Genomic DNA, 25,728 nt, shown 5'->3' on the forward strand with positions numbered 1-25,728 from the left:
ATCTACGAATGAATCGCGATCGCTCTCCCCTCAATTCAACGTTGAAGTATGCAGGGGTACTGCGGCAAATTTCCCCTGAAATGGCGCAATTTTGGCTCTCCCAAGAAGATGTGACAATTATTGGCCGTGATCCCGATACTTGCCACATTGTCCTTGACGCTCACATTTATACTTCTGTTTCCCGCCACCATGCCCAACTTACCTGTCAAAAGCGTGGCGGTATTCCCATGTGGGCGATCGCTGACCTAGGGAGTGTCAATGGCACCTATGTCAACCAACAGCGAGTGAAGACATTAACCCTGCTCAATGCCGGCGATCACATTCAATTGGGACGCCAAGGCCCTGAATTCGTTTTAGAGTATCTGCCCCTCACCGAAGTTGTGACTACTCAGCCTGATCAACCCCTTACCCTCACCCAACTCCTGCCTATTTTTGCAATCGATCCCGATTGGGTGCGCAAAGCTTATCTTGTCCCGGGCATTGTTACTGTTATTGCAGTCATCTTGCTGTTTGCCACTGCTGGCTCCCCTGATGCCTTCAAGGTAGTCTTGGCACTCTATTTGGGCAGTGCTGCCTATTACTTTATTTATCAACTTTGTGGCAAACGCAAACCTCTATGGGTGCTCCTAGGGACGTTGACCCTAGAAATTTTAATTCTCCAAAGCCCGATTTTGCCAACGATGATCTATTTTTTCCGCAGAATCTTACCCGGCCAACTGCATCCGCCCCATGCGTCATTTTGGGTCTTATTCAGCCACAACTTCATTGGCGCCGGGTTAATGGAAGAGTTACTCAAGGCCTTGCCAATTGCTGTGGCCTACGGGTTGGGGCGATGGCTACCGAGTCCATGGAAGCAAAAGGTGGGGGTATGGGAACCCCTTGATGGCATTCTCTTAGGAGCCGCTGCCGCACTTGGGTTTACTTGGATAGAAACCCTTGGGCAGTACGTCCCGAGTATTGCCGGTCAATTTGGTCATTTAGCAGGCCTACAGGTGCTGATTCCACGGGTCTTGGGATCGCTCACAGGACACATGGCCTACACCAGCTACTTGGGCTATTGTGCGGGCTTGAGTGTGTTGCGCCCTCATCGAGCACCCTTGATTTTAATGGTTGGCCTAGGTCTAGCGGCCTTTCTCCATGCACTTTGGAATACGGCTGCCACCCGTTTTGGTCCAATGGGGTTAGCAGTGGTGGGAATTTTGGCCTATATGTTTCTCACCGCTGCTATTTTGAAAGCGCGGCAACTATCTCCCACGCGATCGCAAAACTTTGCCACACGGTTCTATGGTTATCGTTAGAGGAAGTCTTGGCTACTCCCAATGGGAGGGCTGCTGGTGTTTGACTAGAGTAACAAAGTTGTGGAGAACTTGGAGGCCAATCTTACCCGACTTTTCAGGGTGAAATTGACAAGCAAAGACATTGTTGCGGGCGATTGCAGCTGTTACAGTTTGCTGACCATGATGGACAGTTGCGGCCACCAATGTTGGCTCAGCGGGGGCAACAAAATAGGTGTGGACAAAATACACCCAAGGGGTGGGCGGTAAATCTTGCCAAAGAGGACAGCCAGATTGCGTTAGGATGAGTTGGTTCCAGCCCATGTGGGGTATTGTGAGGCCGGGTTCAGACTGAAAGCGTTTGACTTTACCAGCAAAAATCCTGAGGCCGGCTTCTGTTCCTTCTTCGCTGCATTCAAAAAGCACTTGGAGGCCAAGGCAAATCCCCAAGAAGGGCATTCCCTGCTGAATCAGCCGCTGGATCACAGGCACCAGTTCCCGCTTGTGGAGATGAGTCATGGCTGGGTCAAAGGCACCTACGCCGGGCAGGACTACGGCGTCAGCAGCAAAAATTTCACTAGGGCGATCGCTGACTAAGGGTCTTGCCCCCACCACATCCAAAGCTTTACTGACGGAATGTAGGTTGCCCATATCGTAGTCAATGATTGCGATCGCTGGTGCGCCCACAGGAGATGTCCCCAAAAGTCACCCTACTTATTCTACAGGGAGGTTCCTTGCATCCCGCACAATGCGAATCCCTCCCCAGAGCACAAGGCTGGCGATGCCAAACCCCACAATTAAATCGGGATAAGGGGATCGAAAGAGGGCAACCAGTCCCCCGGCAATAATCACGCTCACATTGGCAATCACATCATTTTGAGTAAAAATCCAACTGGCGCGCATGTGCACCTCCCCTCGCCGATGCTTGGCAATGAGATAAAGGCAATAGCTATTGGCCGCCAGTCCAAGGAGGGCGATCGCTATCATCCAATCGGCTTCCGGCGTCCTACCCACTATAAAGCGACGGAGCACGTCCCCCAAAATTAAAACTGCAAGGGTCATTTGAAAAAGACCACTCAGACCTGCTGCACGGCTTTTGTGTTTTGGCGATCGCCCCACAGCATAGAGGGAGAGGCCATAGACCAGCGCATCGGCAAGCATATCAAGAGAATCTGCAATCAGTGCGGTGGAATGGGCAAGAATGCCGCTACCCAACTCCACCAGAAACATCACCCCATTGACAAGAAGGACAATGCGCAGGGTTTTGCGCTCCGCCGCATTTTTCGCTTCAATGTGACAACCGCAGTCTGACACTGGCTTTCCCCAAATACTTTTAGGATATTATTCGAATCATCTTGGCACACAAAGCAGTGCGCTTTAGTTTTTGCTCCTTGGTTTGATCCTCTGAATGACAACCGCGACTCGCATAGAATACGATGCCTTGGGTGCCGTTGAAGTGCCAGCAGACTGCTACTGGGGGGCACAGACGGCACGTTCCCTAAAGTATTTTCCCATTGGTGGCCTACGGATGCCCCTAGAGGTGATCCATGCCATGGCACGGGTCAAGAAGGCAGCCGCGATTGCCAACCGCAACCTAGGGGTGTTAGCTGCTGATAAGGCAGCATGGATTATTCAAGCGGCCACCGAGGTGATTGAGGGACGGTGGGACGATCAATTTCCCCTTTCTATCTGGCAGACGGGCAGTGGCACTCAAACAAATATGAATGTCAATGAGGTGATTGCTAACCGAGCCATTGAACTGGCGGGGGGCATTAAAGGGAGCAAAAATCCGATTCATCCCAATGATCATGTCAACTGCAGCCAGTCTTCTAATGACACGTTTCCAACGGCAATGCATGTGGCTGTGGTCATAGAACTGCACGAGCAACTGTTGCCCATGCTGCGCCGCCTCTTGGGGGTGTTGCAGGAAAAAGTGACGGCTTTTGCGGAGATTATTAAAATTGGGCGCACCCACCTGATGGATGCCGTGCCCCTCACCCTTGGCCAGGAATTTTCTGCTTATGCCAGTCAAATTGCGGCGTGCCAAACCCACATTGAATACGTCTTGCAGCATTTATATCCTCTGGCTATTGGCGCTACAGCAGTGGGTACTGGTCTGAATGCGCCCCGCGGCTTTGGCGATCGCGTGGCTGCCGAATTGGCACAAATGACGGGGTATCCCTTTTGTAAAGCAGAGAATCCTTTTGCCGCCCTAGCCGCCCATGATCCCTTGGTGATGCTCAGTGGTGCCTTAAAAACCTTAGCAGCGGCGATGATGAAAATGGCCAACGATATTCGCTGGTTGGCCTCTGGTCCACGCTGTGGGATAGGGGAACTCATTTTGCCTGCCAATGAACCGGGGTCGTCCATTATGCCGGGGAAGGTGAATCCTACCCAATGTGAAGCCCTGACAATGGTCTGTGTTCAGGTAATGGGCAATGATGCGGCGGTTGGCATTGCCGGCAGTCAAGGGAATTTTGAACTCAATGTCTTTAAGCCCCTCATCATTCACAATGTGCTGCACTCAATTGAACTTCTCAGTGACGCGGGACAAACTTTTACAGAGTTTTGCTTGGCGGGCATTGAACCCAATCGGGAGCAAATTCAAACTCACTTGGAGCGATCGCTGATGTTAGTGACGGCCTTGAACCCCCACATCGGCTACGACAGGGCGGCTACAGTGGCCCAAAAAGCCTACAGGGAAGGCAAGACCCTCAAGGCAGCGGCGCTGGAATTGGGCTACCTCACGGCTGAGGAGTTTGATCAGTGGGTGCGGCCAGAGTTGATGCTTGGTGAGAAGGGCACCAATTGACCCCGCACAGCCTGCTGCCAAAATGGGGTATTACGGGCCCGCGATCGCAAGCTTTGCTGCGTCACCGTCCAACTCACAGTTGGATCAAAAAGAACAAAGTTGCGACTGTTCAGTTCGAGACGGGGTGGCTCCATGCCCAAAATTCGTGCGGGTGCCGTACTGAGGGCATGCCAAAGCTCAAGGGCACTCAAGTGTTCCCTGGCAACGAGTTCCTGCCACAGGACAGGAAGGGCTAATTCGAGACCAATGGCGCCGGGGAGTGCCTCCGCAAAGGAAACCATTTTCTCTTCGTAGAGTAGGGGAGTATGGTCAATGGCGATCGCCTCAATCACCCCTGTTTTAACTCCCTCAATCAGGGCTTGGCGATCGCCGACCGTTCCTAGGGGAGGAGCAAGGCGGAGATTCGGATCATAACTGGCTAAATCCTCAACTGTAAAGAGCAAATGTAACCACGACACACTGGCGCTGACGTGGGCAGGCTTCTCCTTAGCCAGAATCTCAACACTGCGGGCTGTTGAGAGGCGCATTAGGTGCAGCGGCGTTGAGACCGTGCGTGCCAGTTCTAAGATCGCCAATAGGGGAATCGTTTCACAGCAGACCAGTTGCTCCACCAATCCTAAGCGAGTAGCTACCCCACTTTGCCGTGCCACGCCATTGGCCGCCAAGACCGGGTCAAAGGGCCAAAGGGCAGTGGGTTTCCCTAGGGGCTGGAGATAGGTCAGTGCCCGCTGCACCAAGGGCCAATGGGTCAACCCCTGGTCATCGCAAAAGCCAACCACACCACTGGCTGCCAGTTCAGCTAAATCCGTTAGTGCTGTGCCCCTACAGCCTTGGGTGAGGGCGCCCCAAACCCGTACCTGTGCCCAAGCGGTATCAGGAATCTGTTGCTGTAGCGCTTGCCAAACAGCGGGATGATCAATGGGGGGGTCTGTGGTGGGCAAGAGGGTTAAATGCTGAACCCCACCGGCAGCTGCCGCTGCTAAAAGACTTTCTAGGGTTTCTCGCGCTTCATAGCCCGGCTGACCACTGTGGCTGTAGAGATCCACCAAGGGCGGCGCTAAAATCCAATTGCTGGCTGGGAGGATTTCCGCGTCAGCGGGCACCGCTTGGGGCGCGATCGCCACCAGTTGATCATTGTCTAGCAGCACATCCGCGCGCCAATCTTGGCGGTTGACAGGATCCAGCAGCCGCACCTGTTGCAACAGTCGCCACCCCATGGCCTATAAAGCCCCCGCTACGGTCCGATCCAGCACGCCCCCCAAGTGGGTAGTGATATTCACTGCCTGCAATCGTGGCAGACCTCCTGTGAGGGGATAGTCAATCACCGTGACGCTGCCATTCCCCTGCTTAAAAAGCCAGAAGTTTTCAATGCCGAGGCCAACGATGTGGCAGAGCAAAACCTTATTAGTGGCATCGTGAGCTACAACCAAAACATTGTGGGGAGTGGGGGTATTGGTTTTCCAGCGTTTTAGCCACTCTTCCCACGCCTTAACCACGCGATCGCGCACCTGTTCAAGGTTTTCTCCGTTAGGCATTTGCACAAGGGCAGGGGTTGTCCGCCAGCGTTCCAGCTCACCCGGATATGCCGCCTCCACCTCTGGTTCAAACTTTCCCTCCCAATCGCCGTGACGAATCTCCACCAGGGCAGGCTCTAGCTCTAGCGTTACATCAGGGTGGTACTGCAAAATAGCCAAAGCGGTCTCCTTAGGACGCAGTAGTGGACTACTCAAAGCATGGTGGAAAGTCACCTCCTTGAGGAACTCAGCCACCGTTGCCGCTTGGGCACGGCCATTCTCATTGAGGGGGACATCCATTTGTCCTTGAAAGCGTCCCTCGCGATTCCAGTCAGTTTCACCATGGCGGACAAGAAAGATACGCAGCGTTTGCTCCTTAAATCGGGGCTGGGGAAAGGGATCGTTGAGATGGCTAGTGAGATTGAGCGCTTCCAGTTGAGCCGGTTGTCGCAAGCCATTGCTGAAATTTAAGACACTGATACCGCCATTCGCCTGCTGGAGCCGCAGATAGCCCTTGACCCCCAAGCCGAGACCAGTGCAAATCAGGGCACGATTCATGCCGCTGTGGCCAACAATAACAATCGTTTCATTTTCGTGAGCCGCCAGCAGTGCTTCCAAGACCATGCCCGCGCGGTCGTAGAGATCCAACAGGGGGAAAAATTCCTTGGTTTGGCCACTTTCCGTAGTGATTTTCATCATCAAGGTTTCTGGGGCTTCTTGCCAGCGGCGATAGTCCTCTGGGAACCGTGCCTTCACCTCGGCAAAGGGCAGATCTTCCCAAGCTGGCAGCGCAATCTCTTTCAGTAGATCAAGGGAGTGGGGTGGCCTGAGTTCAGGGTTTTGGAGCTGAGCATGGATGCCCTCCGCAGTTTCCTTAGCCCGTTTCAGGGGACTGGTGTAAATCTTACGGATGGGAATGCCCCGCAGGGCAAGACCCACCTGAGCTGCCATCCAATGACCACGCTCCGTGAGGGAAGAGGCATCACTTTGACCTTGCACCCGCTCTTGAACATTAAACGTGCTTTCACCGTGGCGGACAATAATGACTCGGGTACTCAGAGCTTTCTCCTTAGCGATTGACAGACAACAAGCTTGGCCGTGCCATAAAGACTGTACCAAAAACCACGGCTGCAAAAGCGAAAGATCTAGAAATTAGTGGGCATCATCCTTCTGAAAATCAAAAAACCGACCGCAGGGGCGATCGGCGAGTATTAAAGACCTATTGGGTGATGGGTCAGAAGTTACTTCTTGGTGATCCGAGGAGGCTCACGGAAGAAGACAGCAAAGAAGAACAGGGCAATAATGCACGCAAAGATGAAAACGTAGGTGATGGTTTCCATAGTAGTCCCCTAGGAATGACTAGACCGCTTCTTTGCGACGAGTGGTGACATCGCCGACTTTTTGGTAGAAGCCCCATTCCACTTGCTCCGGCGACAGTTCTGGATCAATTCCAGAAAAGACATCGCGGAACAGGGTACGGGCACCATGCCAAATGTGACCAAAGAAGAAGAGCAAGGCAAAGACTGCATGGGCGAAGGTAAACCAGCCACGGGGACTGGTGCGGAAAATCCCGTCGGAGTTGAGGGTTTCTTTATCGAATTCAAAGATCTCACCGAAGATGGCCTTGCGGGCATAGCTTTTGACGGTGGGCGGATCGGTGAAAGTTTGGCCATTCAATTCACCGCCGTAGAAGCTGACGGTAACGCCTTGCTGCTCAAAGCTATACTTCGACTCTGCACGACGGAAGGGAATGTCGGCTTTGACAACGCCATTTTTGTCGGTGAGGATGACGGGGAAGCTTTCAAAGAAGTTGGGCATCCGACGGACAAAGAGTTCTTCCCCCTCTTTGTTGCGGAAGACCGCATGGCCTTTCCAAGCTTGGGCAATCCCATCCCCTTTATTCATAGGGCCAGTACGGAAGAGACCGCCTTTGGCGGGGTTATTACCAATGTAATCATAGAAGGCCAATTTCTCTGGAATTGCCGACCAAGCCTCTTCAAGAGTGGCGCCACTGGCAAGGGAAGCTTGCACGCGGCGGTTAATTTCCTGTTGGAAGTAGCCACTGTCCCACTGATAGCGAGTCGGACCAAAGAGTTCAATGGGCGTGGTGGCACTGCCATACCACATCGTGCCGGCAACCACAAAGCCAGCAAAGAAGACGGCGGCAATACTGCTAGAGAGTACCGTTTCGATATTCCCCATCCGCAGGGCTTTGTAAAGGCGTTGGGGTGGGCGCACCAGCAGGTGGAACAGACCAGCAATAATACCAACAATACCTGCGGCAATATGGTGAGCAACCACACCACCGGGATTGTAGGGGTTAAAGCCATCGGGTCCCCATTCGGGGGCAACAGGCTGAACACTGCCCGTCAAGCCATAGGGGTCAGAGACCCACATCCCAGGGCCAAAAAGACCCGTCAGGTGAAAAGCACCAAAACCAAAGCAGAGTAAACCGGCAAGGAACAGGTGAATGCCAAACATTTTCGGCAAGTCGAGAGCCGGCTCACCCGTGCGAGGATCGCGGAAGAGTTCGAGATCCCAATAGACCCAGTGCCAGCAGGCTGCCAAGAATAACAGACCCGACAGCACGATGTGGGCTAGGGCAACCCCCTCAAAGCTCCAAAAACCAGGGTCAATCCCCGCTTCACCAGTAATACTCCAACCGCTCCAAGACCCCGTGACCCCCAACCGTGCCATGAAGGGCAACACAAACATTCCCTGCCGCCACATTGGGTTGAGAACTGGATCACTGGGATCAAAAATAGCTAGCTCATAAAGAGCCATCGACCCTGCCCAACCGGCGACCAATGCCGTGTGCATCAGGTGGGCCGCAATCAACCGCCCTGGATCATTGATCAGGACAGTGTGGACTCGGTACCAGGGTAGTCCCATTGACTACGCTCCTCCTATACAAAAATTTAGCGTTTGCATGAACAAATTTTATTAAGCAGCCGGATCACGGTAACAACCGCTTCCCTACTAAGAGTTTAACGGCCAATTTACCCGTAACTTCAGCTATGGTTGGGCAGTTTTTCTGCCAAAATGAGAATGTATTAAGAATGGTAACTAGCGTAGGTTCCTATGGCAAGCAAAGCTGAATTTGTGACCACAAATATTAAGTTTGTTAACGAAAACAAAGAAATTATTGCTGCCAACGGCGCGAATCTGCGCTTAAAAGCAATGGAAGCGGGAGTTGACCTCTATACCCTCAAGGGCAAGCTCTTTAATTGTGGAGGCTACGGCCAGTGTGGCACGTGTATTGTTGAGATTGTCGAGGGCATGGAAAATCTCTCTCCCCGCACGCCGGTGGAAGAGCGCAAGCTCCGCCGTAAGCCAGAGAATTATCGCTTGGCTTGCCAAACTCTTGTCTATGGGCCGGTGGACGTGAAGACAAAGCCCAAGGGCTAGACTGTGAATACTGACTGAAGCCAGTCAGGTAGCCATTTTCAGAGCCTGTAGGAGACTGGCGGCCTGCTCTAGCCACTGCAGTAACCGAGAATCATCAACATTGGGGGGGACATCGAGGAGGTCTTGAAGCTCTTCAGGCGATCGCCCCGTTACTGTCTGCCACGCTTGAATGAGTTCTGCATCCTTAGGAGGAGGGTGACGATTGATAGCAAGGCCGAGTTGACTGGCCAAATCATCGCGCAGCCAGTCTTGCAGCTGTTTCAAGACAAACTGTTGCTGCTGTGCCCGCTGAAGAACGCCTGCGAGGGCTTCAATGTAGGCGGCACTATTACTCGAGACGGGTTCTTTTTCTAAAAAGAGTGAACCAAAGCGTTGGCTTTGTTGCCATAGCAGGAAGAAGAACAAGAGGACTAACTGCAACCCCACAGCCAACCAAGGGGTACGACTGAAGTAATCGAAGAGGGTCTGAGGGACGGTGCCACTTACCACCTCCTCTGGGGTGCGCTGGCGATAGCCGTGGAGCCATTCATCAAAGTAAATCGTTGCCTCCGGTTTGACCACCTCCTGCAAAAGCTGAGCCACAATGGCAAAGTTGGCAAGACCGGTTTGGCTGCCATAGGCATTGGCCACTAACCAAGGATAGACGCCAAGGATGCGCTGTTCATCATTGTGGGGACTATTGGAGCGTTTGAGATAGACAATCCAACCGTAATTATCGGCAAGGAGGGGGCGATCGCCCTGGTGGACGGGAATGCGGCGGCGCGTTTCAATTAAGACATTGCCTTGGGGCATGGAGAGCCGCGTCTCAAAGGGGGCGGCGGTGGGTTCACCATGCCAATAGAGGCGCACTAGTGTATTGCCCTGAGCTAGCCACTCCACAAGAGGCGGTGGCCAACCCAGGGGACGACCACTTATTTGAAGGAGAATGTGCCCTTTGCCCTTGAGGTTTTTGAGGTTGTCATAGTTCCGCTGCCAGCGCTCCACCTGCAGCCCCTGCTGCTCTAGGTAGGCATAAAATTGCTGCGTGCCCCAAGAAGAGGAATCAAAGGAGGAGCCGGCGCGGTTGTTTGGTGCCGCCAGCAGAATCAGGAGGCCGACCACTAACAGTATAAGGAGAGCGAAGCTAAGGAAAAATCCCTGCCGACGGTTGATCGCGATCATTGCCGGGTTCCCCGCAGGAAGGGTTCCACTTCAAAATAGGCGGCTTGACAAGTGGCTAGGGTTTCGGCATCCACTGCCTCGGCACCATAGTAACTGCGACTGTGAACTTGAAAGAGGTGCTGGATACTCCGCTGTACGCTGGGCGATCGCTCCCCCAGTTGAAAGAGCCGCTCCAATTCCCGCAGGTAGTCGCCATTGGTCCAGTGGGCTTGTATCGGTAGCCAACCCGCCTCCTGCAACCGATAGAGCAAGGCCATGTAGAGGGCGCGGCAGGCTCCCCGGTAGTCCCCCGCCAATTGTAGGTTTTGGGCGACTTCCAACCACTCCCGCACAGGTTTGGGACGCTCATTCAAAGGAGATAGAGGAGTTGGGAAGGAGGAGCGCGATCGCCCCCGCCACCATCGCCACACTCTGCGCCCTAGAAAATACAGGGCTACTCCAAGGCCAACAAACAGTACCCCCCCAAAGAACCAGCGCAGCCATGTTTCCAAGGGGGGTGGTTGATCCCTTTGCTGCGGAAAGAGTTGGAGAAAGGCGTACTCAAGGGCTTCGCTCCATTGTCGCCACTGGCGATCGCCCTGCCAGCGCAGATCGTCAAAAAAGGTCACTGCCGCCAGATCAGACTACACCTCCAATTGTCGCACAAAGAGTACGGGGCACTCGGCATAGACCCGCACATAGTCTGAAAGGGAGGTACCCAAAAGACGATCTAAATCGGGCAAGCTGCGGGCAATCGACGGACGGCGATCGGGGGAGCCAAGAACGAGAAGATCGGCGTTGGTGTCGGCAGCAATGCGGCAAATTTCTTCACCAGGTTTGCCTGTGGTTAGCACGCACTGGTACTCCACCCGCCGCTGTTTGGCCACGGTTGCCGCTTGCGCCAGAATCGCGTCTTTTTCAGCAGCAGTGCTGGGGGTATCGGCATGTCCCTTGAGGTCTGGATTCACATGGGCAAGAATGAGTTTGCCGCCTTTGACCCCCTCTATAAGGCGTACCGCTAAATCCAAAGAGGCTTTGGCAGCCGCAGAATTATTGAGCGCCACCATAATGCGATTGATTTTCTTCACAAAGAGGTCATCGCGCACCAGCAACATAGGTCGGGAGGACAGTTGAAACACATACTGGCTGACGGAGTTCTCTAGAATAGATTGCAAGCGTTTGAGTCCCCGCGACCCCATAATAATGAGGTCGGCATTGATTTCATCGGCCACCTGTAACACGGTATCTTTGGGATCCCCTTCCCGCAGCATGGTATTGACGCTAATGATGGGGTCAAGGTGCAGTCGGGCAACAGCTTCCGCTAGGAGTTTGGCACCCGCTTGACGTTGTTCGGCCATTTCTTCAGCAGTGATTTTCGGTGAAATCACGTGCAAAACGGTCACGGTGGCTCGTTGAATCGCCGGCAACTCCATCAGCGATTTGAGCATTTGTTCGGATTGTCCAGTTCCTGAGTCTGCCAATAGAATATTTTCAATCATAAATCTTAAACTCCCAACATCTGGTGAGCATCACGGCGCCGATGGCCACTACGATGATCTTAGGTCTGAGCTAGGGGCTTCTTGATGGAATGCTACAAATCTTAGGCATTGGCGAGAAGTACGCTCTCTGGCGGTGCTTTTGATACACTAAGCAAAAGATCGTTCAGGGAAGCTCTATGCCGCGATCGCAACGGAACGATAACTTTATTGACAAAACCTTTACGGTCATGGCTGACCTTATTCTTAAGGTCTTGCCCACCAATGCCCAGTCAAAAACCGCCTTTGCCTATTACCGCGATGGCATGGCTGCCCAAGCAGACGGGGAATACGCCGAGGCGCTAGAAAACTACCAAGCAGCCCTTGAACTGGAAGAGGATCCCAACGATCGCAGCTATATTCTTTACAACATTGGCCTCATCCATGCCAGCAATGGCGATCATGAAAAGGCACTGGAGTATTATCACCAAGCCCTTGAACTCAATCCCCGCCTGCCCCAAGCCCTCAATAACATTGCTGTGATCTACCACTATTTGGGAACACAAGCTGAGGAGCAGCAGCGCCCCGAGGAAGCGGAACAATTCTTTGATCGCGCCGCAGAGTACTGGAAACGGGCGATTCAACTGGCTCCCAATAACTATATCGAGGCACAAAACTGGCTGAAGACCACGGGTCGCTCTAATATTGATGTTTACTTCTAGGCAAGAAATGTTTACTTCTAGGCAAGAATTAACATGACCACAAAAGTCATTACAGCAGAGGACGTGCGCAAGGTGGCTCACTTAGCGCGCTTGGCCATTGATGAAAGCGAGATTGCAGCCCTGACCGAGCAATTGGATAGCATTCTGGGGTATGTGAATCAGCTCAGTGAACTGGAGGTCACGGATGTGCCGCCAACAACGCGTGCAATTGAGGTGAGCAACGTCACCCGTCCCGATCAGTTGGAGCCGTGGCCCAATCGCGAGGATTTACTGGCGATCGCCCCCGATCGCGAGGAGGATTTCTTCCGCGTCCCCAAGATCATGTAGAGCAGACTGTGCGGCGGCGTCAATCTCATCACCTCCAACTGGACTTATTTCCTTTCCTTTCAGTCTTGGCCTGTACCCTTGGCACTTTAATCCTCTTAGTAGTGGTGATTAGTGCCAGCAGTCTGGGACGAGAACGCACCAATGTGCAAATTTTGGCACGGGAAAATGCTGAGAATAGCGAACGCACCCCACGCTATCTAGAGTGCCGCCGCGAAGGAGTCATGCTCCATCCCCAAAGAGTCCTTGTGAAAACAGCCGATCTGGCGCAGCCCACTTCGGTACTCGGCAGGTTATTGGCCAATCTCAGTGGGCGGCGGGATCGCGAGTACATTATTATTGCCGTGCGCCCCGATGGCTTCGAGTGCTTTGAGGAGGTACGCCATCAGGCAGAACAGGCAGGGGTGGCTCTGGGCTACGAACCCTTCAATGCCGAGTGGGAGTTGTGTGTGCCTGCACCGGGGCGCAGCAATTGTCCCTAGGGGGATATTTCATCCGCAATGGGCGTAGCAGAGAAAACAGCATCACACCTGATTTGCAAAAGGCAAGACTTTCGGGTTCTTCCCTGGCACCTGAATCAGGGATTACTGCTGTTGTAGATAGGCGCTAGCCCCCAGCGTTTGTAGTTTTTCATTCTTAGCGGCTACAGTGGCAGCCAACTCCTGACGATAGGCAATCACTTGCTCTAATAGCTCTGGATTATGACTGGCTAGCAGTTGGACGGCTAAAAGGCCTGCATTTTGGGCATTGCCAATGGCAACCGTCGCTACGGGAATCCCAACGGGCATCTGCACAATTGAGTAGAGTGAGTCCAGCCCTTGCAAATGGCGGCTCGGCACGGGTACGCCAATCACGGGTAGGGGGGTTAGGGAAGCAATCATGCCCGGCAAGTGAGCAGCTCCCCCCGCACCGGCAATAATGACTTTCAGACCCCGCTGATGGGCATTTTGGGCAAACTCTACCATTGCCAGGGGAGTGCGGTGAGCCGAGAGGATAGCCACTTCGTGGGGAATGCCAAAGCGTTCACAGATGGCGATCGCCCCCTGCATGGTTGGCAAATCGGAATCACTGCCCATAACAATGGCAACCAGTGGTGTCTTTGACATTCCTCTTTCTTACCCCTTCAGCAAACGGTGCAAACTCATCCTACAGCCCTTTTCACCGGCGCAAGATATTACAAGATATCATTTCTTTATGGTCACTGCTACTGCAATTAAGGCATTTGCCCGTCAGTTGGGGTTTCATCGGGTGGGAATTGTGGATTTGCGTACCTATAGCCATGACCATCCTTCTGGGGTGGCGGCCCTACGACGCTGGTTAGCCCAAGGGTTCCAAGGAGAGATGGCGTGGATGGCCAACCCGCGGCGACAGGATATTCAGTCGGTCCTGCCCGGAGCACAGTCGCTGATTTCCGTTGCCCTCAATTACTATCAGCCCAATCCAGAGCCGCCCCCCAAGGCGAAAATTGCCCGCTATGCCTGGGGGCGAGATTACCACCGAGTCTTGGGAAAACGCCTGCAAGCCTTGGGGCAATGGCTGCAGTCACAGGTACCGGAGATGCACTACCGCTGGTATGTGGATACAGGCCCTGTACAGGACAAAGTTTGGGCAGAGCAGGGGGGAATTGGTTGGATTGGCAAGCACAGCAATCTGATTTCGCGCCAGTATGGTTCGTGGATTTTCTTGGGAGAATTAATCACCACATTAGAGTTAACGGGCGATCGCCCCCACACCAATCACTGCGGCACCTGTACCCGTTGCTTGGCCGCCTGTCCTACGGGAGCCATTGTTGAACCCTACGTGGTGGATGCCAACCGCTGCATTGCCTACCACACAATTGAAAGCCGTGCCCCCGAACTGCCCCCGGCCATTGCCGCTCATTTGGAAGGATGGGTTGCAGGCTGTGACATCTGTCAAGAGGTGTGCCCTTGGAATCAACGCTTTGCTCAGCCCACCGATGTGGCTGACTTTGCTCCGCGATCGCCTCTCCTGAAGACATCCCTAGAGGAACTGGCCACCCTCAGCGATGAAGCATGGGATGAACTCACCCGTGGTTCTGCCCTGCGGCGGATTAAACCAGAACAATGGCGCCGCAATGCCCAAGCGGTGCTGTCGAGCAGTCGGTATGATTGAACTGTGATTCAATGCGGAGGCTCACCTATGGTTCGACGACGCTCCACTCCTTGGATTCATCGTTGGTCGCGGTGGTTAATTGGCGGGGTTGCCCTCGCTGGCATGGTAGTGACCGCTTACCTAACGATCGCCAAGCTAACCAATCAGGAGGTGGCCTGCCCCACCGAGGGCTGTGATATTGTTCTCAATAGCCCTTGGGCAACGGTCTTTGGCATTCCTCTTTCCCTCATTGGGTTTGTCGCCTACACAGGGATGCTGTCGTTGGCGGCCTTGCCCCTGCTGTTCAACCAGCCGCAGCAAAAAGAACTCCGCCGCAATGCTGAAAACACCACTTGGCTTTTGCTCTTTCTTGGGGCAACGGCCATGACCAGCTTCAGCAGTTATTTGATGTATATCCTGGTAACAGAGATTAAAGCCACTTGTCCCTATTGCCTTGCCTCAGCCGTCTTTAGCTTTACATTTCTGATCTTGACCATTGTGGGCCGTGAATGGAGCGATCGCGGTCAGCTCTTTTTCAGCGGCATCATTACTGCTGTGATTACATTGGTGGCGGTCTTTGGTATCTACAACACCCAGATGGCTAACGCCGAAGGGCCAGGCATTCCCATCGTCAATACCTCAGGCCCAGCAGAAATTGCCCTAGCTCGCCATTTAACCCAAGTGGGAGCCGTGATGTATGGTGCCTACTGGTGTAGCCATTGCCATGATCAAAAGGAACTCTTTGGCAAGCAGGCGGTACGGGAACTTAACTACGTCGAATGTGACCCCAATGGTGCCAATCCCCAAGTGGAACGCTGCCGTGCCAAGGGGATTAAGGGGTATCCGACGTGGGAGATTAAAGATCAGCTTTACTCCGGCACGCGATCGCTGAGCGAACTTAGTCAACTGAGCCAATACACAGGCCCAATGAACTTCAAGAACCAATAAGGCAACAAATGTCAGTGATAGAATGAAGCCAACTGAGCCCTACGCAGGTTTTTATGCTTTCCATTGATACAGTTGCCGAACCCGCCAAGGCTACTTTTGCCACACCCCTTGCCCTTGCCAACATTTTAGTTGTTGAAGATGAAGACCTAATTCGTGAGACTCTTGTCCTTGCTTTGCAGGAGGAGGGCTACCACACCCTAGTGGCCAGTGATGGCTATGAAGCCCTGAATCTCATTAATACCCATCTATTAACGGACGTTAGCTTTGAAAATCCAAAAGTGCATTTGATGATCCTTGATGTCATGCTGCCGGGCATCAATGGATTAGATCTATGCCGATTCATTCGCCGTGAAGGCTGCACTGTCCCCATTCTCATGATCAGTGCCAAAGGTAGTGAAATTGATCGAGTAGTTGGCCTTGAAATTGGTGCTGATGACTACTTGGCAAAGCCCTTTGGCATGCGAGAGATGCTGGCCCGCTGTCGTGCTCTATTGCGGCGAACACAAATTCAACAGGCCATGGTGCCCCCCGTTTTGCGCTTCCGCGATCTTTGTCTCTATCCCCAAGAATGCCGCGTAACCCTGCGTGGAGAGGAGATCAATCTCTCACCCAAAGAATACAAACTGCTTGAGCTGTTTATGCGTCATCCCCGCCGTGTTTGGCCACGGGAGCAGTTACTGGATCAGGTGTGGGGGCATGACTTTGTTGGCGACAGCAAAACTGTTGATGTCCACATCCGCTGGCTGCGGGAGAAAATTGAAACCGATCCTAGCCATCCCCAGTACATTCTCACGGTGCGGGGTTTTGGCTATCGCTTTGGTTGAGCTTGATCAGGACAATCGCCATTAACAGTGCAGGGGTAACCACCAATAGCAGAATAACACCCAGATGAGGCGGCAAGGGATAGAGGGGAGCTATCAGTTTAACCCCTAGGGCAATCAACAGCGACACTCCGAAAACCACCAATAACCACGTCAGTTCTGCCAGCCAAGGTGCCATGCTACTCTTCCCTCCCTAGGGCAGTTTCAAGGGCAATGGCCATGATGGCAGTAGGCGCGGGTTGGCCAATCCAGTACTCTAGGGCTGCCGCCCCCTGATGAAGAAGCATGGCAAGACCATCAAAGGTTTGCAGTCCTCGCGCCATAGCTAGTTGCAAAAGGAGGGTAGGACGAGGCTTGTAGATGAGGTCATAGACAATAGCGGTGGCGGGTAAGCGGGCTAAATCCTCACCCGTTAGGGGGGTAGCGTCTCTATGGGGATTCATGCCAATAGGGGTCGTATTGACCACAAGGCCGACTTTTTCTAAACACGTGGCACGCTCTGACCATACCAAGGGATGGAGAGTTCTCTGCGGCCAACTAGCAACCAAGGCTTGCAGCCGTTCCCTTTGCCGGCCACTGATATAGATCTGCCGACAGCCCAAATCATAACAGGCAGTAACCACTGCGCGTGCGGCACCCCCATAGCCCAAAACTAAAACGGCAATCTCTGGCCACGGGTAGGTCCGCTGTCGCAACGGTGCCAAAAAGCCATGCACGTCGGTGTTAGTACCCACCCAACCTTTTTCACTGCGATAGACAGTGTTGACTGCCCCCACTTGCTGGGCAAGGTCGCTAACATCCGCCAAATGGGGAAGGATAGCTTCCTTGTGGGGAATGGTGACATTAAAGCCAACAACGTTCAGAGCATCCAGTCCGGCGATCGCCCCCGCCAACTGCTGCGGCTTGACCCGAAAGGGTACATAGACATAGTTCAAGCCCAAATGTTCCAGTGCTGCATTGTGCATTTCTGGGGAGAGGGTGTGCTCAATGGGATCGCCAATTACTCCCAGCAGCTGGGTTTGACCAGAAATTTTTGGCATTGGCCTCTAGACCGCTTCGTGATCTTTTTCCCCTGTGCGGATGCGAATGACCTGTTCTACGGGAGTCACAAAAATCTTGCCATCGCCAATTTCGCCAGTGCGGGCAGCTTCAACAATTTTGGCCACCACCATGTCCACTTGACTATCTTCGACAACAATCTCGACTTTTAGTTTTTGTAAAAATTCCACCGTGTATTCAGAACCGCGATATCGTTCCGTTTGCCCCTTTTGCCGCCCAAAGCCACGGACTTCTGAGACGGTCATGCCGACAATCCCTGCATTGACAAGGGCAATCTTCACTTCATCCAATTTAAAGGGGCGAATGATGGCTTCTACCTTTTTCAATGTCAAACTCCTTCTCTATGGCAACGGGCTAATCTTTATTTAGCATTGGCAAAAGAGTATAGCGTGTAGCAATAACTACATTATCTCCAATCATTGGGCGATCGCCCAATGGCAACCTCTCGCGCTGTCTCCAGAAAATAAGCTCTAATAGGGAAGGTGATTGAAAGGGAGTCAAGCATGGGGTGGCAGCGACCCGATGGCCGTCAACCACAGGAATTGCGATCGCACCGCTTTCAGCGGCATTTCACCCAATTTGCCTTGGGCTCGGTGCTTGCCCAAGCGGGGCAAACTCAAGTACTGTGTACCGTCAGTCTTAAAGAGGGGGTGCCCAAGTTTTTGGAAGGCACAGGCCAAGGCTGGCTCACCGCAGAGTACCGCATGCTACCCAGTGCCACACGGCCACGACAGGAGCGAGAATTTCTCAAACTGTCTGGGCGCACCCAAGAAATCCAACGCCTGATCGGTCGCAGCTTACGCTCGGCCCTAGACTTGTCTCTACTGGGGGAGCGCACGCTCATTGTGGATGCTGATGTCCTCCAAGCCGACGCTGGCACGCGATCGCTGGCGATTACAGGGGGCTACATTGCCCTTGTAGATGCCCTCAGTACCTTACTTCAGCAAGGAGTACTCAGCGAATCTCCCCTGTGTCATCAAGTGGCGGCGGTTTCCGTAGGTCTGATTGATGGCGAACCCTATCTAGATTTGAGCTACGCTGAGGACGTAGCCGCCAGTGTAGACCTCAATGTGGTGATGACGGCCAGTGGTCAATTCATTGAGGTTCAAGGCACAGCGGAGATGGGTTCCTTTGATCGGCCAACCCTCGATTGCCTTCTTGATGTCGCCACCCAAGGTATTCAAGAGTTGATTGAAATCCAACAGCACGTCTTAGCCGCAAGCTATGAGTGAGCAGTCCATTTACTTGGGACACATCGTCAAGTCCAACTCCCACTGTGATTACGTGGCGCAACTGGTGGATCAGTTGGATGTCCCCCACCCCCCTGCCCCAGAAGACTATGGCTTTGGTCGCTTTGTCAAACTCGAAAATGAGCAGCGCCACTGGGCGGTTGGAGTTATTTACAATTCTCAACTGTTGAATCCCCAGTTCCATCAGATCAGCCCTCGCCTCACCACCAGTGCCGACACATTTCTCAGTCCCGATTTAGTCACTGAAACCCGCACACTGCTTTGGATTGCCCTCATTGGTCATTTAGCGACTGTGGAGGGTCAGCTCTACGGTCAGCAGGGGATGCCCACCCTTGTGGTACCAGTGAATACACCTGTGTGGCAATTGACAACCGCCGAGGTGCTAGCTTTTCATCGCAACGCCCAAGGTCAAGCCCAGTTTCGCTACTATGCCCATTTATTGCGTTCCACAGGGAACTATGCAGCACCACTGTTGGCGCAAATTCTGGAAACAATTACACCCCTCTTCAGTGGTGCCGAACAGCGATCGCTGGAAATTATCAACAAAGAGTTGGCTTGGCGGCATACCTTGGGCAGCCTGCGCTAAGGGCAGATGCAGAAAGTGTAGTTTTGCAAACAAACTTCATGAACAATCCTATGCAATGGTGACAAATCTAGGATATTTCTGCTAAGGTCATTAAGTGTGTGAGGAGCGAACCAGTTAAGGGCACCGAGACGAAACACGGCCAGTCGTCGGTGCTCTTTCTGACGTTTAGACTATGCTGGCGCGAGTTTGGAGTGCTGCGGTTTTAGGCATTGACGCAATTCCCGTCGGCGTTGAAGTAGATGTTGCCGGCGGCTTACCGGGGATTGTGGTGGTCGGTCTGCCCGATGCGGGTGTTCAGGAGGCACGGGAGCGGGTTAAGGCGGCTATTCGTAATGCCGGTTTTAGCTTTCCAATGCGGCGCATTGTTGTCAATCTCACCCCCGCCGATCTACGAAAGGAAGGACCTAGTTTTGATCTCCCCATCAGTGTCGGTATTCTAGCGGCCTCAGGACAGGTTGCCACGGATTTACTCGGCGATCATCTCTTTCTTGGTGAAGTATCCCTCGATGGCACCTTACAGCCAGTGGCTGGGGTACTGGCCATTGCTGTTGCGGCGCAAGCCCAAGGAATGACTGGTTTAGTGGTGCCCACTGCCAATGTTACGGAAGCAGCAGTGGTGCGGGGGCTAAAGGTCTATGGTTGCCACACCCTCGCTGAAGTTGCAGCCTTTTTGAATGACCCTAACTCGCGATCGCCGGCAGCCAATTCCCTGAGTTCCCATCCCCCACCCTCTCCCTGCTTCAACTTGGACCTCAAGGACGTTAAGGGGCAGTATCAAGCGCGGCGGGCCCTAGAAATTGCCGCTGCGGGGGGGCACAATCTCATCTTTGTCGGGCCACCGGGAAGTGGCAAAACAATGTTGGCGCGGCGCTTACCCACAATCTTGCCCCCTTTAACATTTGAAGAAGCCCTTGAAGTAACGAAAATTCATTCCGTTGCTGGCTTGCTTAAAGAACGCGGTCAATTGATCCAAACACCGCCCTTTCGCAGTCCTCACCATTCTGCCTCTGGACCTGCCCTTGTCGGCGGTGGCAGCTACCCGCGACCGGGGGAAATTTCTCTTGCCCATCGGGGTGTGCTCTTTCTGGACGAATTGACGGAATTCAAGCGGGATGTTTTGGAGTTTTTGCGCCAACCCCTTGAGGATGGCCAAGTCACTATTGCCCGCACCCGCCAATCCGTGGTTTTTCCGGCGCAATTTATCTTGGTGGCCAGCACAAATCCCTGTCCCTGTGGCTATTATGGCGATCCAGTGCAACCCTGTACCTGCTCCCCACGCCAGCGAGAACAGTATTGGGCAAAGCTCTCTGGCCCCCTGTTGGATCGCATTGATCTGCAAGTAAGTGTCAGCCGTCTCAAGCCAGAGGAAATGACTCGCCAAAGCCTAGGGGAAGATTCAGCCACAGTACGGCAGCGGGTCTTGGCGGCGCGATCGCGAGCACAGCGGCGGTTTGCCGAAGAACCCAACCTCCATTGCAATGCCCAAATGCAAAGCCGCCATTTGCGTCAGTGGTGTCAATTGGATGAAGCGTCAATACAACTTCTAGAGGGGGCGATCGCCAAACTCGGCCTGTCGGGGCGAGCCACAGATCGTATCCTAAAAGTAGCCCGTACCATTGCTGATTTGGCTGACTGTGAAACGATTGCCGCTGCCCATGTGGCCGAAGCCATTCAATACCGCACTATTGATCGTTTGCAATAGATGGGCGTGGTTGGCGTTCCTACTGGGCTTCTTAGCGCTGCTACTGATTGGCTGCACAACGGCAACCCAATCGGAGGAGCCAATTGAACTCGTGTTTTGGCACGGGGTCAACCCACCCGCCAATCGCGTGGTGCTCCAGCGTCTAGTGGATCGCTTCAATGCCCGTCATCCCCAGATTCACGTCCAAGCCCTCTACGTTGGTCAGCCCGACCAGCAGTTGCCAAAAATTCTCGCAGCGGTGGTGGGCAATGCTGCACCAGATTTGCTCTGGTATAACCCCACTATTACCGGCCAGTTTGTCGATCTGGGTGCCCTGCGTCCCCTCGATGATTGGTGGCAAAGCTCTCCCTACCGGAACCAAGTGAGTCCGGCGCTGATTCCCACGATGCGCTACGGCAATCATTACTGGTCAATTCCCTTTGCCACCAACAACATTGGCATTTTTTATCGCCCTAGCTTATTGGCTGCCGCTGGCATTGAAAAACTGCCCACCACCTGGCAGGAACTGGAGGAGGTGAGCCAAGCCCTCAAGACCCAGGGCATTACCCCACTGCTCCTTGCCCTTGGCCAAGGGGAATTTGCTGTCTTTACCTGGTTGCCCTTCTTTTGGAATGCTGGTGGCAATCTCGGAGAAACGCCAGAAACCGCCCACATTGACACTCCGCCCGCGATCGCGGCTCTTGACTTTTGGCAACGCCTGCGACAGCAGGGCTTAGCAATTCTCTCGGCTCCCGAACGCGGCTATGAACTGGATCAATTTATCCGCGGTGAGGTGGCCATGCAGATTACAGGGCCTTGGACATTGGCACAACTACAACAGTCGGGAGTGGATTTTGGTGTCCTACCTATGCCCGCCCTCAAGACCACTGCAACCGCACTGGGGGGTGAGAATCTCTTTGTCTTTCGCTCAACGCCCCCACGGGAACAGGCGGCTTTAGCGTTTTTGGACTATGTCCTCAGTGAAGAATTCCAAACAGAATGGGCCTTGGGCACAGGGTATTTACCTGTGAATGAACGGGTGCGCACCAATGATCGCTATCAGGCCTTTGTGGCACAGCAGCCCGCCCTCCGTGTCTTTCTCGATCAGATGGCCACTGCTAAAGCCCGCCCTAACTTTCGCGGCTATGCTCGTTTTTCGCAAATTCTTGGGCAAGCGATCGAAAGCGTTCTTCTGGGAAAATTAACCCCCAAAGCCGCCCTAAAAACCGCAGAACAGCGTTGGCAACTCATGCGTCCGCACTAGAACAAGCTGCTTGCGGCCTTAACCATATTGGCTGGATTAAAGGCATCCATAGCAGCCGTAGCCTCATAGCCACAGTGCACCATGCAGTCACGGCACTTGGGATTGCCGCTTTTGTGGCCATACTTATCCCAATCGGTATTTTCAATCAGTTCCTTCCAAGTCTTGTAGTGCCCCTCGTTGAGGAGATAGCAGGGTTTCTGCCAGCCCAACACACTGTAGCTTGGCATCCCCCAGGGGGTGCACTCGTAATCCTTTTCACCGACAAGGAAATCAAGGAAGAGGGGATTGTGGTTAAAGTTCCACTTCTTCTGACCAGCGCGGTAGGGGGCGAGGATTTCGCGGAACAGAGCGCGGGTTTGCTCCCGTTTAAGAAAATGCTCCTGGTCTGGTGCCCACTCGTAGGCATAGCCCGGCGAGATCATCATACCGTCCACTCCTAGGGAACTGACAAAGTCAAAAAATTCCTGCATTTCTTTGGGATCTGCCCCCTCAAAAATTGTCGTGTTGGTGGTGACACGGAACCCTTTAGCTTTAGCAGCTTTAATTGCTTTCACCGCAATATCAAAAACCCCTTTGCGATCTACGCATTTGTCGTGCCACTCCCGCAGACCGTCAAGGTGCACACTAAAGCTAAAGTAGGGAGAGGGCTTGAATTTATGCAGATTTTCCTCTAGGAGAATTCCGTTCGTACACAGATAAACAAACTTGCGTCGCGCCACCAAGCCACGGACAATTTCATCAATTTGCGGGTGGAGCAGGGGTTCCCCACCGGGAATAGCAACAATCGGCGCACCGCATTCTTCAACAGCGCGGAAGCACTCCTCCGGGGTGAGATACTTGCGCAGGACTTCAAGGGGGTGCTGGATTTTACCACAGCCTGAACAGGCCAGATTACAGCGAAAGAGAGGCTCAAGCATCAAGGTGAGGGGAAAGCGCTTTTTGCCCTGTAGGCGTTGTGAGATGATATAGGTCGCAACTTCCACTGCCTGCTTGATGTGGACTCCCATGGGCAACTCTCCTCAGTGTGGCTAATTTGCTAGCCAAAACGCTTAATAGATGCTTATAGTTGTAGCAGCTTTGTAGGCGATCGCCAAAGTGTCCTATCAGGTTTGCAAAGTGGCACACTCTCCTTGGGAGCAACAGGGCAGTGACGACCACCGTAAAAAATATTGCAAAATGCCCTATGCAATCTTGACAGATGTACGTACAATCAGAGACCATTAAAGATACTGTAGAAACATCCCTTTTGCTTAACCTCCATAGCCCAACAGACCAAAGGTTAGGCATACATTTTCATTAGGGCTGGCATGGGGTGACATCTTTCCCTTCTGCAAGTCGTGCAGAGCCTTTTAGGTATCACCACAATTGCGTTCTGCGTTCCAATGCCAAGCCGCCTCTACAGGAACCCTTTTCCCAACCATACTTAAAGCCAAACTTGCACAAGTCCCTTACAGGGGCAAGAGTGGCTAGACACTGTGCTAGATGCCTGCAGCCAATTCATGCTGACGTTTATTTTGTTAAGAAATTCTAAGGATAATGAATGCCTAAGCAGATTATTATTGCCGAGGAACATCGGTTAGCGGCGGTCTTTGCCGAAGATCAAATTCAGGAATTGATTGTAGCCACGGGTACCCATCAGGTGGGGGATATCTACCTTGGCGTGGTAGAAAATGTCCTGCCGGGCATTGATGCTGCCTTTGTCAACATAGGGGATACCTCCCGCAATGGCTTTATCCACGTCAGTGACCTTGGTCCACTGCGCCTCAAGCGAACCGCTGGGGCAATTACCGAGTTACTAGCACCACAGCAAAAAGTGCTGGTTCAGGTGATGAAGGAACCCACCGGCAACAAAGGACCACGGCTGACGGGGAATATTTCTCTCCCAGGGCGCTATCTAGTGTTGATGCCCTATGGTCGGGGGGTGAATCTATCACGACGGATTACCAATGAAGCGGAACGGCATCGGCTACGTGCCTTGGGCATTTTGGTCAAGCCCGCTGGCATGGGGCTATTGGTGCGCACAGAGGCCGAGGGTGTCTCCGAAGAGGCAATTCTTGAGGATCTGGAACTGTTGCAACGGCAGTGGGAAACGATTCAACAGCAGGCGGCCTCCAGCCGTCCTCCCCAGCTTCTAGGGCGCGATGATGACTTTATCCAAAAAGTGCTGCGGGATGTCTATAGCAGCGATGTCAATCGCATTGTCGTGGATACCCCAGAGGGGGTCAAGCGGGTAAAACAGCACCTGAAAAACTGGAATGCCAATAGGCCGGTGGGGGTTCTCGTTGACTATCACCAGGAACCCATTCCCATTTTGGATTACTTCCGGATCAATGCTGCCATCCGTGAAGCCCTTAAGCCCCGTGTCGATTTGCCCTCCGGTGGCTATATCATCATCCAACCCACGGAGGCGCTGACGGTTATTGATGTCAACTCCGGTTCATTCACCAGTTCAGCAACCTCGCGGGAAACAGTGCTGTGGACAAACTGCGAAGCGGCGACAGAAATTGCGCGCCAACTGCGGCTACGCAATATTGCGGGCGTGATCATTGTGGATTTTATTGACATGGATTCCCGCCGTGACCAGTTGCAACTGCTGGAGCACTTTAGTAAAGCCCTGCGCGCCGATAAAGCTCGACCCCAGATTGCTCAACTTTCAGAACTGGGCTTGGTGGAATTGACCCGCAAACGCCAAGGGCAAAATATCTACGAACTCTTTGGCCGCCCCTGTAGTGCTTGCGGTGGCTTGGGGCACTTGGTACATTTACCCGGTGAACCGGAGGATAGCCCTGGTGAAATTGTCGAGCGATCGCCCATGCCACGTCCACCGGAGCCACGCCGTAGTTTAGAACCCCGCAGTGAACCGAATGGGTTTGCCAGTAGCAACCTGGAGACCCAACTCATTAACCACCCGGACTATCAAGCAGTGGGGGTTACGCGCCCGCGTTCCTCCCGCAGTAGTCATCCGCCAATCCCCCGCAGCTCTCGCCGTACAGCCGAAAATGGCAATGGCCGCAAGGTAATTACAGCACCGACAGAAACGGCACCCTCTCCTGTGGTCAAAGTGGAGAGTCGTCCCCCACGTCCTGCCCGTCCTAGCCGCTCTGAACCCGCAGAGGTAATTACGGTAACGATGACGGATCAAGAGCAGGCGGTCTATGCAGAAATGGGAATTTCACCCCTTGTACTGCATACTGAATAGGTGAAGAACCCTCGGGGAGCGATTGTTATGGTGGCACGCCCCGGCCAAGACCCCCTACCCCTACCCCAAAAAAAAGCACTTACCATCTGCGAGAGAATGGCAGAGGATGTGACAGAAACTGCTTATGAGTTTCCCTCCC

At 53.3% G+C, this 25,728-nt stretch carries 27 protein-coding genes and 1 pseudogene; 14 read left to right on the top strand and 14 right to left on the bottom strand.

Annotated elements, in window-relative coordinates; genetic code table 11:
* Window positions 1–8: 8 nt before the first annotated feature.
* Window positions 9–1,298, top strand: coding sequence for a PrsW family glutamic-type intramembrane protease (locus P3X23_RS10185; RefSeq protein WP_300876255.1), 1,290 nt, complete (start codon window positions 9–11; stop codon window positions 1,296–1,298).
* 12 nt (window positions 1,299–1,310) lie between these two features.
* On the opposite strand, the gene hisH is transcribed toward P3X23_RS10185, so the two are convergent.
* Both hisH and P3X23_RS10195 read right to left on the bottom strand, forming a co-directional pair.
* Window positions 1,311–1,961 (bottom strand): imidazole glycerol phosphate synthase subunit HisH, encoded by a 651-nt coding sequence (gene hisH / locus P3X23_RS10190; protein WP_300876325.1) that lies wholly within the window; start codon window positions 1,959–1,961, stop codon window positions 1,311–1,313.
* A 27-nt stretch (window positions 1,962–1,988) separates the two neighbouring features.
* Window positions 1,989–2,588 carry a cation diffusion facilitator family transporter gene (locus P3X23_RS10195; protein ID WP_300876258.1) on the bottom strand — a complete coding sequence of 200 codons (600 nt, stop codon included), beginning with the start codon at window positions 2,586–2,588 and terminating at the stop codon, window positions 1,989–1,991.
* Between the two features lie 94 nt (window positions 2,589–2,682).
* On the opposite strand from P3X23_RS10195, the gene fumC reads away from it, so the two are divergent.
* A complete protein-coding gene (gene fumC, locus P3X23_RS10200) occupies window positions 2,683–4,086 on the top strand; it encodes a class II fumarate hydratase (RefSeq protein WP_300876261.1) in 1,404 nt (467 codons plus the stop codon).
* Here fumC and P3X23_RS10205 read toward each other — a convergent pair.
* The 4 genes from P3X23_RS10205 to psbB all read right to left on the bottom strand — a co-directional run bounded on the left by P3X23_RS10205 (window position 4,038) and on the right by psbB (window position 8,492).
* On the bottom strand, window positions 4,038–5,303 hold the full coding sequence (locus tag P3X23_RS10205; RefSeq protein ID WP_300876263.1) for a dihydroorotase: 1,266 nt from the start codon (window positions 5,301–5,303) through the stop codon (window positions 4,038–4,040). The two genes, fumC and P3X23_RS10205, sit on opposite strands and share 49 nt — an antisense overlap.
* A gap of 3 nt (window positions 5,304–5,306) precedes the next feature.
* Window positions 5,307–6,719: a histidine phosphatase family protein gene (locus tag P3X23_RS10210; RefSeq protein WP_300876266.1), complete on the bottom strand. Its 1,413-nt coding sequence runs from the start codon at window positions 6,717–6,719 to the stop codon at window positions 5,307–5,309.
* A gap of 122 nt (window positions 6,720–6,841) precedes the next feature.
* The gene (locus P3X23_RS10215) at window positions 6,842–6,940 is read right to left on the bottom strand and encodes a photosystem II reaction center protein T (RefSeq protein ID WP_300876269.1); all 99 of its coding nucleotides are present in this window, start codon (window positions 6,938–6,940) and stop codon (window positions 6,842–6,844) included.
* Window positions 6,941–6,959: 19 nt separating this feature from the next.
* Entirely contained in the window at window positions 6,960–8,492 is a 1,533-nt protein-coding gene (psbB, locus tag P3X23_RS10220) for a photosystem II chlorophyll-binding protein CP47 (protein ID WP_300876272.1), read from the bottom strand.
* A gap of 189 nt (window positions 8,493–8,681) precedes the next feature.
* Between psbB and P3X23_RS10225 the strand changes: the two genes are divergently transcribed.
* Window positions 8,682–9,008 (top strand): 2Fe-2S iron-sulfur cluster-binding protein, encoded by a 327-nt coding sequence (locus tag P3X23_RS10225; protein ID WP_300876275.1) that lies wholly within the window; start codon window positions 8,682–8,684, stop codon window positions 9,006–9,008.
* A 24-nt stretch (window positions 9,009–9,032) separates the two neighbouring features.
* Here the strand turns inward: P3X23_RS10225 and P3X23_RS10230 are convergent, their stop codons facing one another.
* Genes P3X23_RS10230 through P3X23_RS10240 form a run of 3 tightly spaced genes read right to left on the bottom strand, consistent with a single transcriptional unit; the run spans window position 9,033 to window position 11,647 of the window.
* Window positions 9,033–10,169 carry a DUF4350 domain-containing protein gene (locus P3X23_RS10230; RefSeq protein WP_300876278.1) on the bottom strand — a complete coding sequence of 379 codons (1,137 nt, stop codon included), beginning with the start codon at window positions 10,167–10,169 and terminating at the stop codon, window positions 9,033–9,035.
* Window positions 10,166–10,777, bottom strand: coding sequence for a DUF4129 domain-containing protein (locus P3X23_RS10235; protein ID WP_300876281.1), 612 nt, complete (start codon window positions 10,775–10,777; stop codon window positions 10,166–10,168). Before P3X23_RS10235 ends, P3X23_RS10230 begins: the two co-directional genes overlap by 4 nt.
* Window positions 10,778–10,792: 15 nt before the next feature.
* Window positions 10,793–11,647 (bottom strand): universal stress protein, encoded by an 855-nt coding sequence (locus P3X23_RS10240; RefSeq protein ID WP_300876284.1) that lies wholly within the window; start codon window positions 11,645–11,647, stop codon window positions 10,793–10,795.
* A 176-nt stretch (window positions 11,648–11,823) separates the two neighbouring features.
* Here P3X23_RS10240 and P3X23_RS10245 point away from each other — a divergent pair, with 176 nt between their 5' ends.
* Genes P3X23_RS10245 through P3X23_RS10255 form a run of 3 tightly spaced genes read left to right on the top strand, consistent with a single transcriptional unit; the run spans window position 11,824 to window position 13,151 of the window.
* Complete coding sequence (locus tag P3X23_RS10245; RefSeq protein WP_300876286.1) at window positions 11,824–12,345, top strand: photosystem I assembly protein Ycf3; 522 nt, start codon at window positions 11,824–11,826, stop codon at window positions 12,343–12,345.
* Between the two features lie 33 nt (window positions 12,346–12,378).
* Window positions 12,379–12,672 (top strand): Asp-tRNA(Asn)/Glu-tRNA(Gln) amidotransferase subunit GatC, encoded by a 294-nt coding sequence (gatC, locus tag P3X23_RS10250; RefSeq protein ID WP_300876289.1) that lies wholly within the window; start codon window positions 12,379–12,381, stop codon window positions 12,670–12,672.
* Window positions 12,594–13,151, top strand: coding sequence for a hypothetical protein (locus P3X23_RS10255; RefSeq protein ID WP_300876292.1), 558 nt, complete (start codon window positions 12,594–12,596; stop codon window positions 13,149–13,151). Before gatC ends, P3X23_RS10255 begins: the two co-directional genes overlap by 79 nt.
* A gap of 102 nt (window positions 13,152–13,253) precedes the next feature.
* On the opposite strand, the gene purE is transcribed toward P3X23_RS10255, so the two are convergent.
* Window positions 13,254–13,775 (bottom strand): 5-(carboxyamino)imidazole ribonucleotide mutase, encoded by a 522-nt coding sequence (purE, locus tag P3X23_RS10260; RefSeq protein WP_300876295.1) that lies wholly within the window; start codon window positions 13,773–13,775, stop codon window positions 13,254–13,256.
* An 88-nt stretch (window positions 13,776–13,863) separates the two neighbouring features.
* On the opposite strand from purE, the gene queG reads away from it, so the two are divergent.
* From queG to P3X23_RS10275, 3 genes are read left to right on the top strand one after another with little or no spacing between them, the layout of a single operon-like run.
* The gene (gene queG / locus P3X23_RS10265; protein ID WP_300876298.1) at window positions 13,864–14,802 is read left to right on the top strand and encodes a tRNA epoxyqueuosine(34) reductase QueG; all 939 of its coding nucleotides are present in this window, start codon (window positions 13,864–13,866) and stop codon (window positions 14,800–14,802) included.
* A gap of 27 nt (window positions 14,803–14,829) precedes the next feature.
* Window positions 14,830–15,729, top strand: coding sequence for a vitamin K epoxide reductase family protein (locus P3X23_RS10270; protein WP_300876301.1), 900 nt, complete (start codon window positions 14,830–14,832; stop codon window positions 15,727–15,729).
* Window positions 15,730–15,782: 53 nt separating this feature from the next.
* Window positions 15,783–16,553, top strand: a complete 771-nt coding sequence (locus P3X23_RS10275) for a response regulator transcription factor (RefSeq protein ID WP_300876304.1) — start codon at window positions 15,783–15,785, stop codon at window positions 16,551–16,553.
* Here P3X23_RS10275 and P3X23_RS10280 read toward each other — a convergent pair.
* Genes P3X23_RS10280 through P3X23_RS10290 form a run of 3 tightly spaced genes read right to left on the bottom strand, consistent with a single transcriptional unit; the run spans window position 16,519 to window position 17,935 of the window.
* Entirely contained in the window at window positions 16,519–16,728 is a 210-nt protein-coding gene (locus P3X23_RS10280) for a hypothetical protein (RefSeq protein ID WP_300876307.1), read from the bottom strand. The two genes, P3X23_RS10275 and P3X23_RS10280, sit on opposite strands and share 35 nt — an antisense overlap.
* A 1-nt stretch (window position 16,729) precedes the next feature.
* Entirely contained in the window at window positions 16,730–17,590 is an 861-nt protein-coding gene (locus P3X23_RS10285) for a shikimate dehydrogenase (protein ID WP_300876309.1), read from the bottom strand.
* 6 nt (window positions 17,591–17,596) lie between these two features.
* Window positions 17,597–17,935, bottom strand: coding sequence for a P-II family nitrogen regulator (locus P3X23_RS10290; protein ID WP_298614483.1), 339 nt, complete (start codon window positions 17,933–17,935; stop codon window positions 17,597–17,599).
* A 177-nt stretch (window positions 17,936–18,112) separates the two neighbouring features.
* Here P3X23_RS10290 and rph point away from each other — a divergent pair, with 177 nt between their 5' ends.
* The 4 genes from rph to P3X23_RS10310 all read left to right on the top strand — a co-directional run bounded on the left by rph (window position 18,113) and on the right by P3X23_RS10310 (window position 22,390).
* The gene (gene rph / locus P3X23_RS10295; RefSeq protein WP_300876312.1) at window positions 18,113–18,841 is read left to right on the top strand and encodes a ribonuclease PH; all 729 of its coding nucleotides are present in this window, start codon (window positions 18,113–18,115) and stop codon (window positions 18,839–18,841) included.
* Window positions 18,834–19,445 (top strand): hypothetical protein, encoded by a 612-nt coding sequence (locus P3X23_RS10300; RefSeq protein ID WP_300876315.1) that lies wholly within the window; start codon window positions 18,834–18,836, stop codon window positions 19,443–19,445. Before rph ends, P3X23_RS10300 begins: the two co-directional genes overlap by 8 nt.
* A 172-nt stretch (window positions 19,446–19,617) precedes the next feature.
* Entirely contained in the window at window positions 19,618–21,147 is a 1,530-nt protein-coding gene (locus P3X23_RS10305) for a YifB family Mg chelatase-like AAA ATPase (protein WP_300876317.1), read from the top strand.
* Window positions 21,148–21,157: 10 nt separating this feature from the next.
* Complete coding sequence (locus tag P3X23_RS10310) at window positions 21,158–22,390, top strand: ABC transporter substrate-binding protein (RefSeq protein WP_300876319.1); 1,233 nt, start codon at window positions 21,158–21,160, stop codon at window positions 22,388–22,390.
* Here the strand turns inward: P3X23_RS10310 and hpnH are convergent.
* Window positions 22,387–23,397: an adenosyl-hopene transferase HpnH gene (gene hpnH / locus P3X23_RS10315; protein WP_300876322.1), complete on the bottom strand. Its 1,011-nt coding sequence runs from the start codon at window positions 23,395–23,397 to the stop codon at window positions 22,387–22,389. The two genes, P3X23_RS10310 and hpnH, sit on opposite strands and share 4 nt — an antisense overlap.
* 533 nt (window positions 23,398–23,930) lie before the next feature.
* On the opposite strand from hpnH, the pseudogene P3X23_RS10320 reads away from it, so the two are divergent.
* Window positions 23,931–25,586: pseudogene (locus P3X23_RS10320) on the top strand (Rne/Rng family ribonuclease); the annotation flags it as partial.
* Window positions 25,587–25,728 lie beyond the last annotated feature (142 nt).

This window comes from Thermosynechococcus sp. Uc (assembly GCF_029335995.1).
Lineage (GTDB): Bacteria > Cyanobacteriota > Cyanobacteriia > Thermosynechococcales > Thermosynechococcaceae > Thermosynechococcus.

Coding starts and splice junctions, on each gene's coding strand:
- P3X23_RS10185 (WP_300876255.1), top strand. CDS start 9: ATGAATCGCGATCGCTCTCCCCTCAATTCAACGTTGAAGTATGCAGGG.
- fumC (WP_300876261.1), top strand. CDS start 2,683: ATGACAACCGCGACTCGCATAGAATACGATGCCTTGGGTGCCGTTGAA.
- P3X23_RS10205 (WP_300876263.1), bottom strand. CDS start 5,303: ATGGGGTGGCGACTGTTGCAACAGGTGCGGCTGCTGGATCCTGTCAAC.
- P3X23_RS10215 (WP_300876269.1), bottom strand. CDS start 6,940: ATGGAAACCATCACCTACGTTTTCATCTTTGCGTGCATTATTGCCCTG.
- psbB (WP_300876272.1), bottom strand. CDS start 8,492: ATGGGACTACCCTGGTACCGAGTCCACACTGTCCTGATCAATGATCCA.
- P3X23_RS10225 (WP_300876275.1), top strand. CDS start 8,682: ATGGCAAGCAAAGCTGAATTTGTGACCACAAATATTAAGTTTGTTAAC.
- P3X23_RS10230 (WP_300876278.1), bottom strand. CDS start 10,169: ATGATCGCGATCAACCGTCGGCAGGGATTTTTCCTTAGCTTCGCTCTC.
- P3X23_RS10240 (WP_300876284.1), bottom strand. CDS start 11,647: ATGATTGAAAATATTCTATTGGCAGACTCAGGAACTGGACAATCCGAA.
- P3X23_RS10245 (WP_300876286.1), top strand. CDS start 11,824: ATGCCGCGATCGCAACGGAACGATAACTTTATTGACAAAACCTTTACG.
- gatC (WP_300876289.1), top strand. CDS start 12,379: ATGACCACAAAAGTCATTACAGCAGAGGACGTGCGCAAGGTGGCTCAC.
- purE (WP_300876295.1), bottom strand. CDS start 13,775: ATGTCAAAGACACCACTGGTTGCCATTGTTATGGGCAGTGATTCCGAT.
- queG (WP_300876298.1), top strand. CDS start 13,864: ATGGTCACTGCTACTGCAATTAAGGCATTTGCCCGTCAGTTGGGGTTT.
- P3X23_RS10270 (WP_300876301.1), top strand. CDS start 14,830: ATGGTTCGACGACGCTCCACTCCTTGGATTCATCGTTGGTCGCGGTGG.
- P3X23_RS10275 (WP_300876304.1), top strand. CDS start 15,783: ATGCTTTCCATTGATACAGTTGCCGAACCCGCCAAGGCTACTTTTGCC.
- P3X23_RS10280 (WP_300876307.1), bottom strand. CDS start 16,728: ATGGCACCTTGGCTGGCAGAACTGACGTGGTTATTGGTGGTTTTCGGA.
- P3X23_RS10285 (WP_300876309.1), bottom strand. CDS start 17,590: ATGCCAAAAATTTCTGGTCAAACCCAGCTGCTGGGAGTAATTGGCGAT.
- rph (WP_300876312.1), top strand. CDS start 18,113: ATGGGGTGGCAGCGACCCGATGGCCGTCAACCACAGGAATTGCGATCG.
- P3X23_RS10300 (WP_300876315.1), top strand. CDS start 18,834: ATGAGTGAGCAGTCCATTTACTTGGGACACATCGTCAAGTCCAACTCC.
- P3X23_RS10305 (WP_300876317.1), top strand. CDS start 19,618: ATGCTGGCGCGAGTTTGGAGTGCTGCGGTTTTAGGCATTGACGCAATT.
- hpnH (WP_300876322.1), bottom strand. CDS start 23,397: ATGGGAGTCCACATCAAGCAGGCAGTGGAAGTTGCGACCTATATCATC.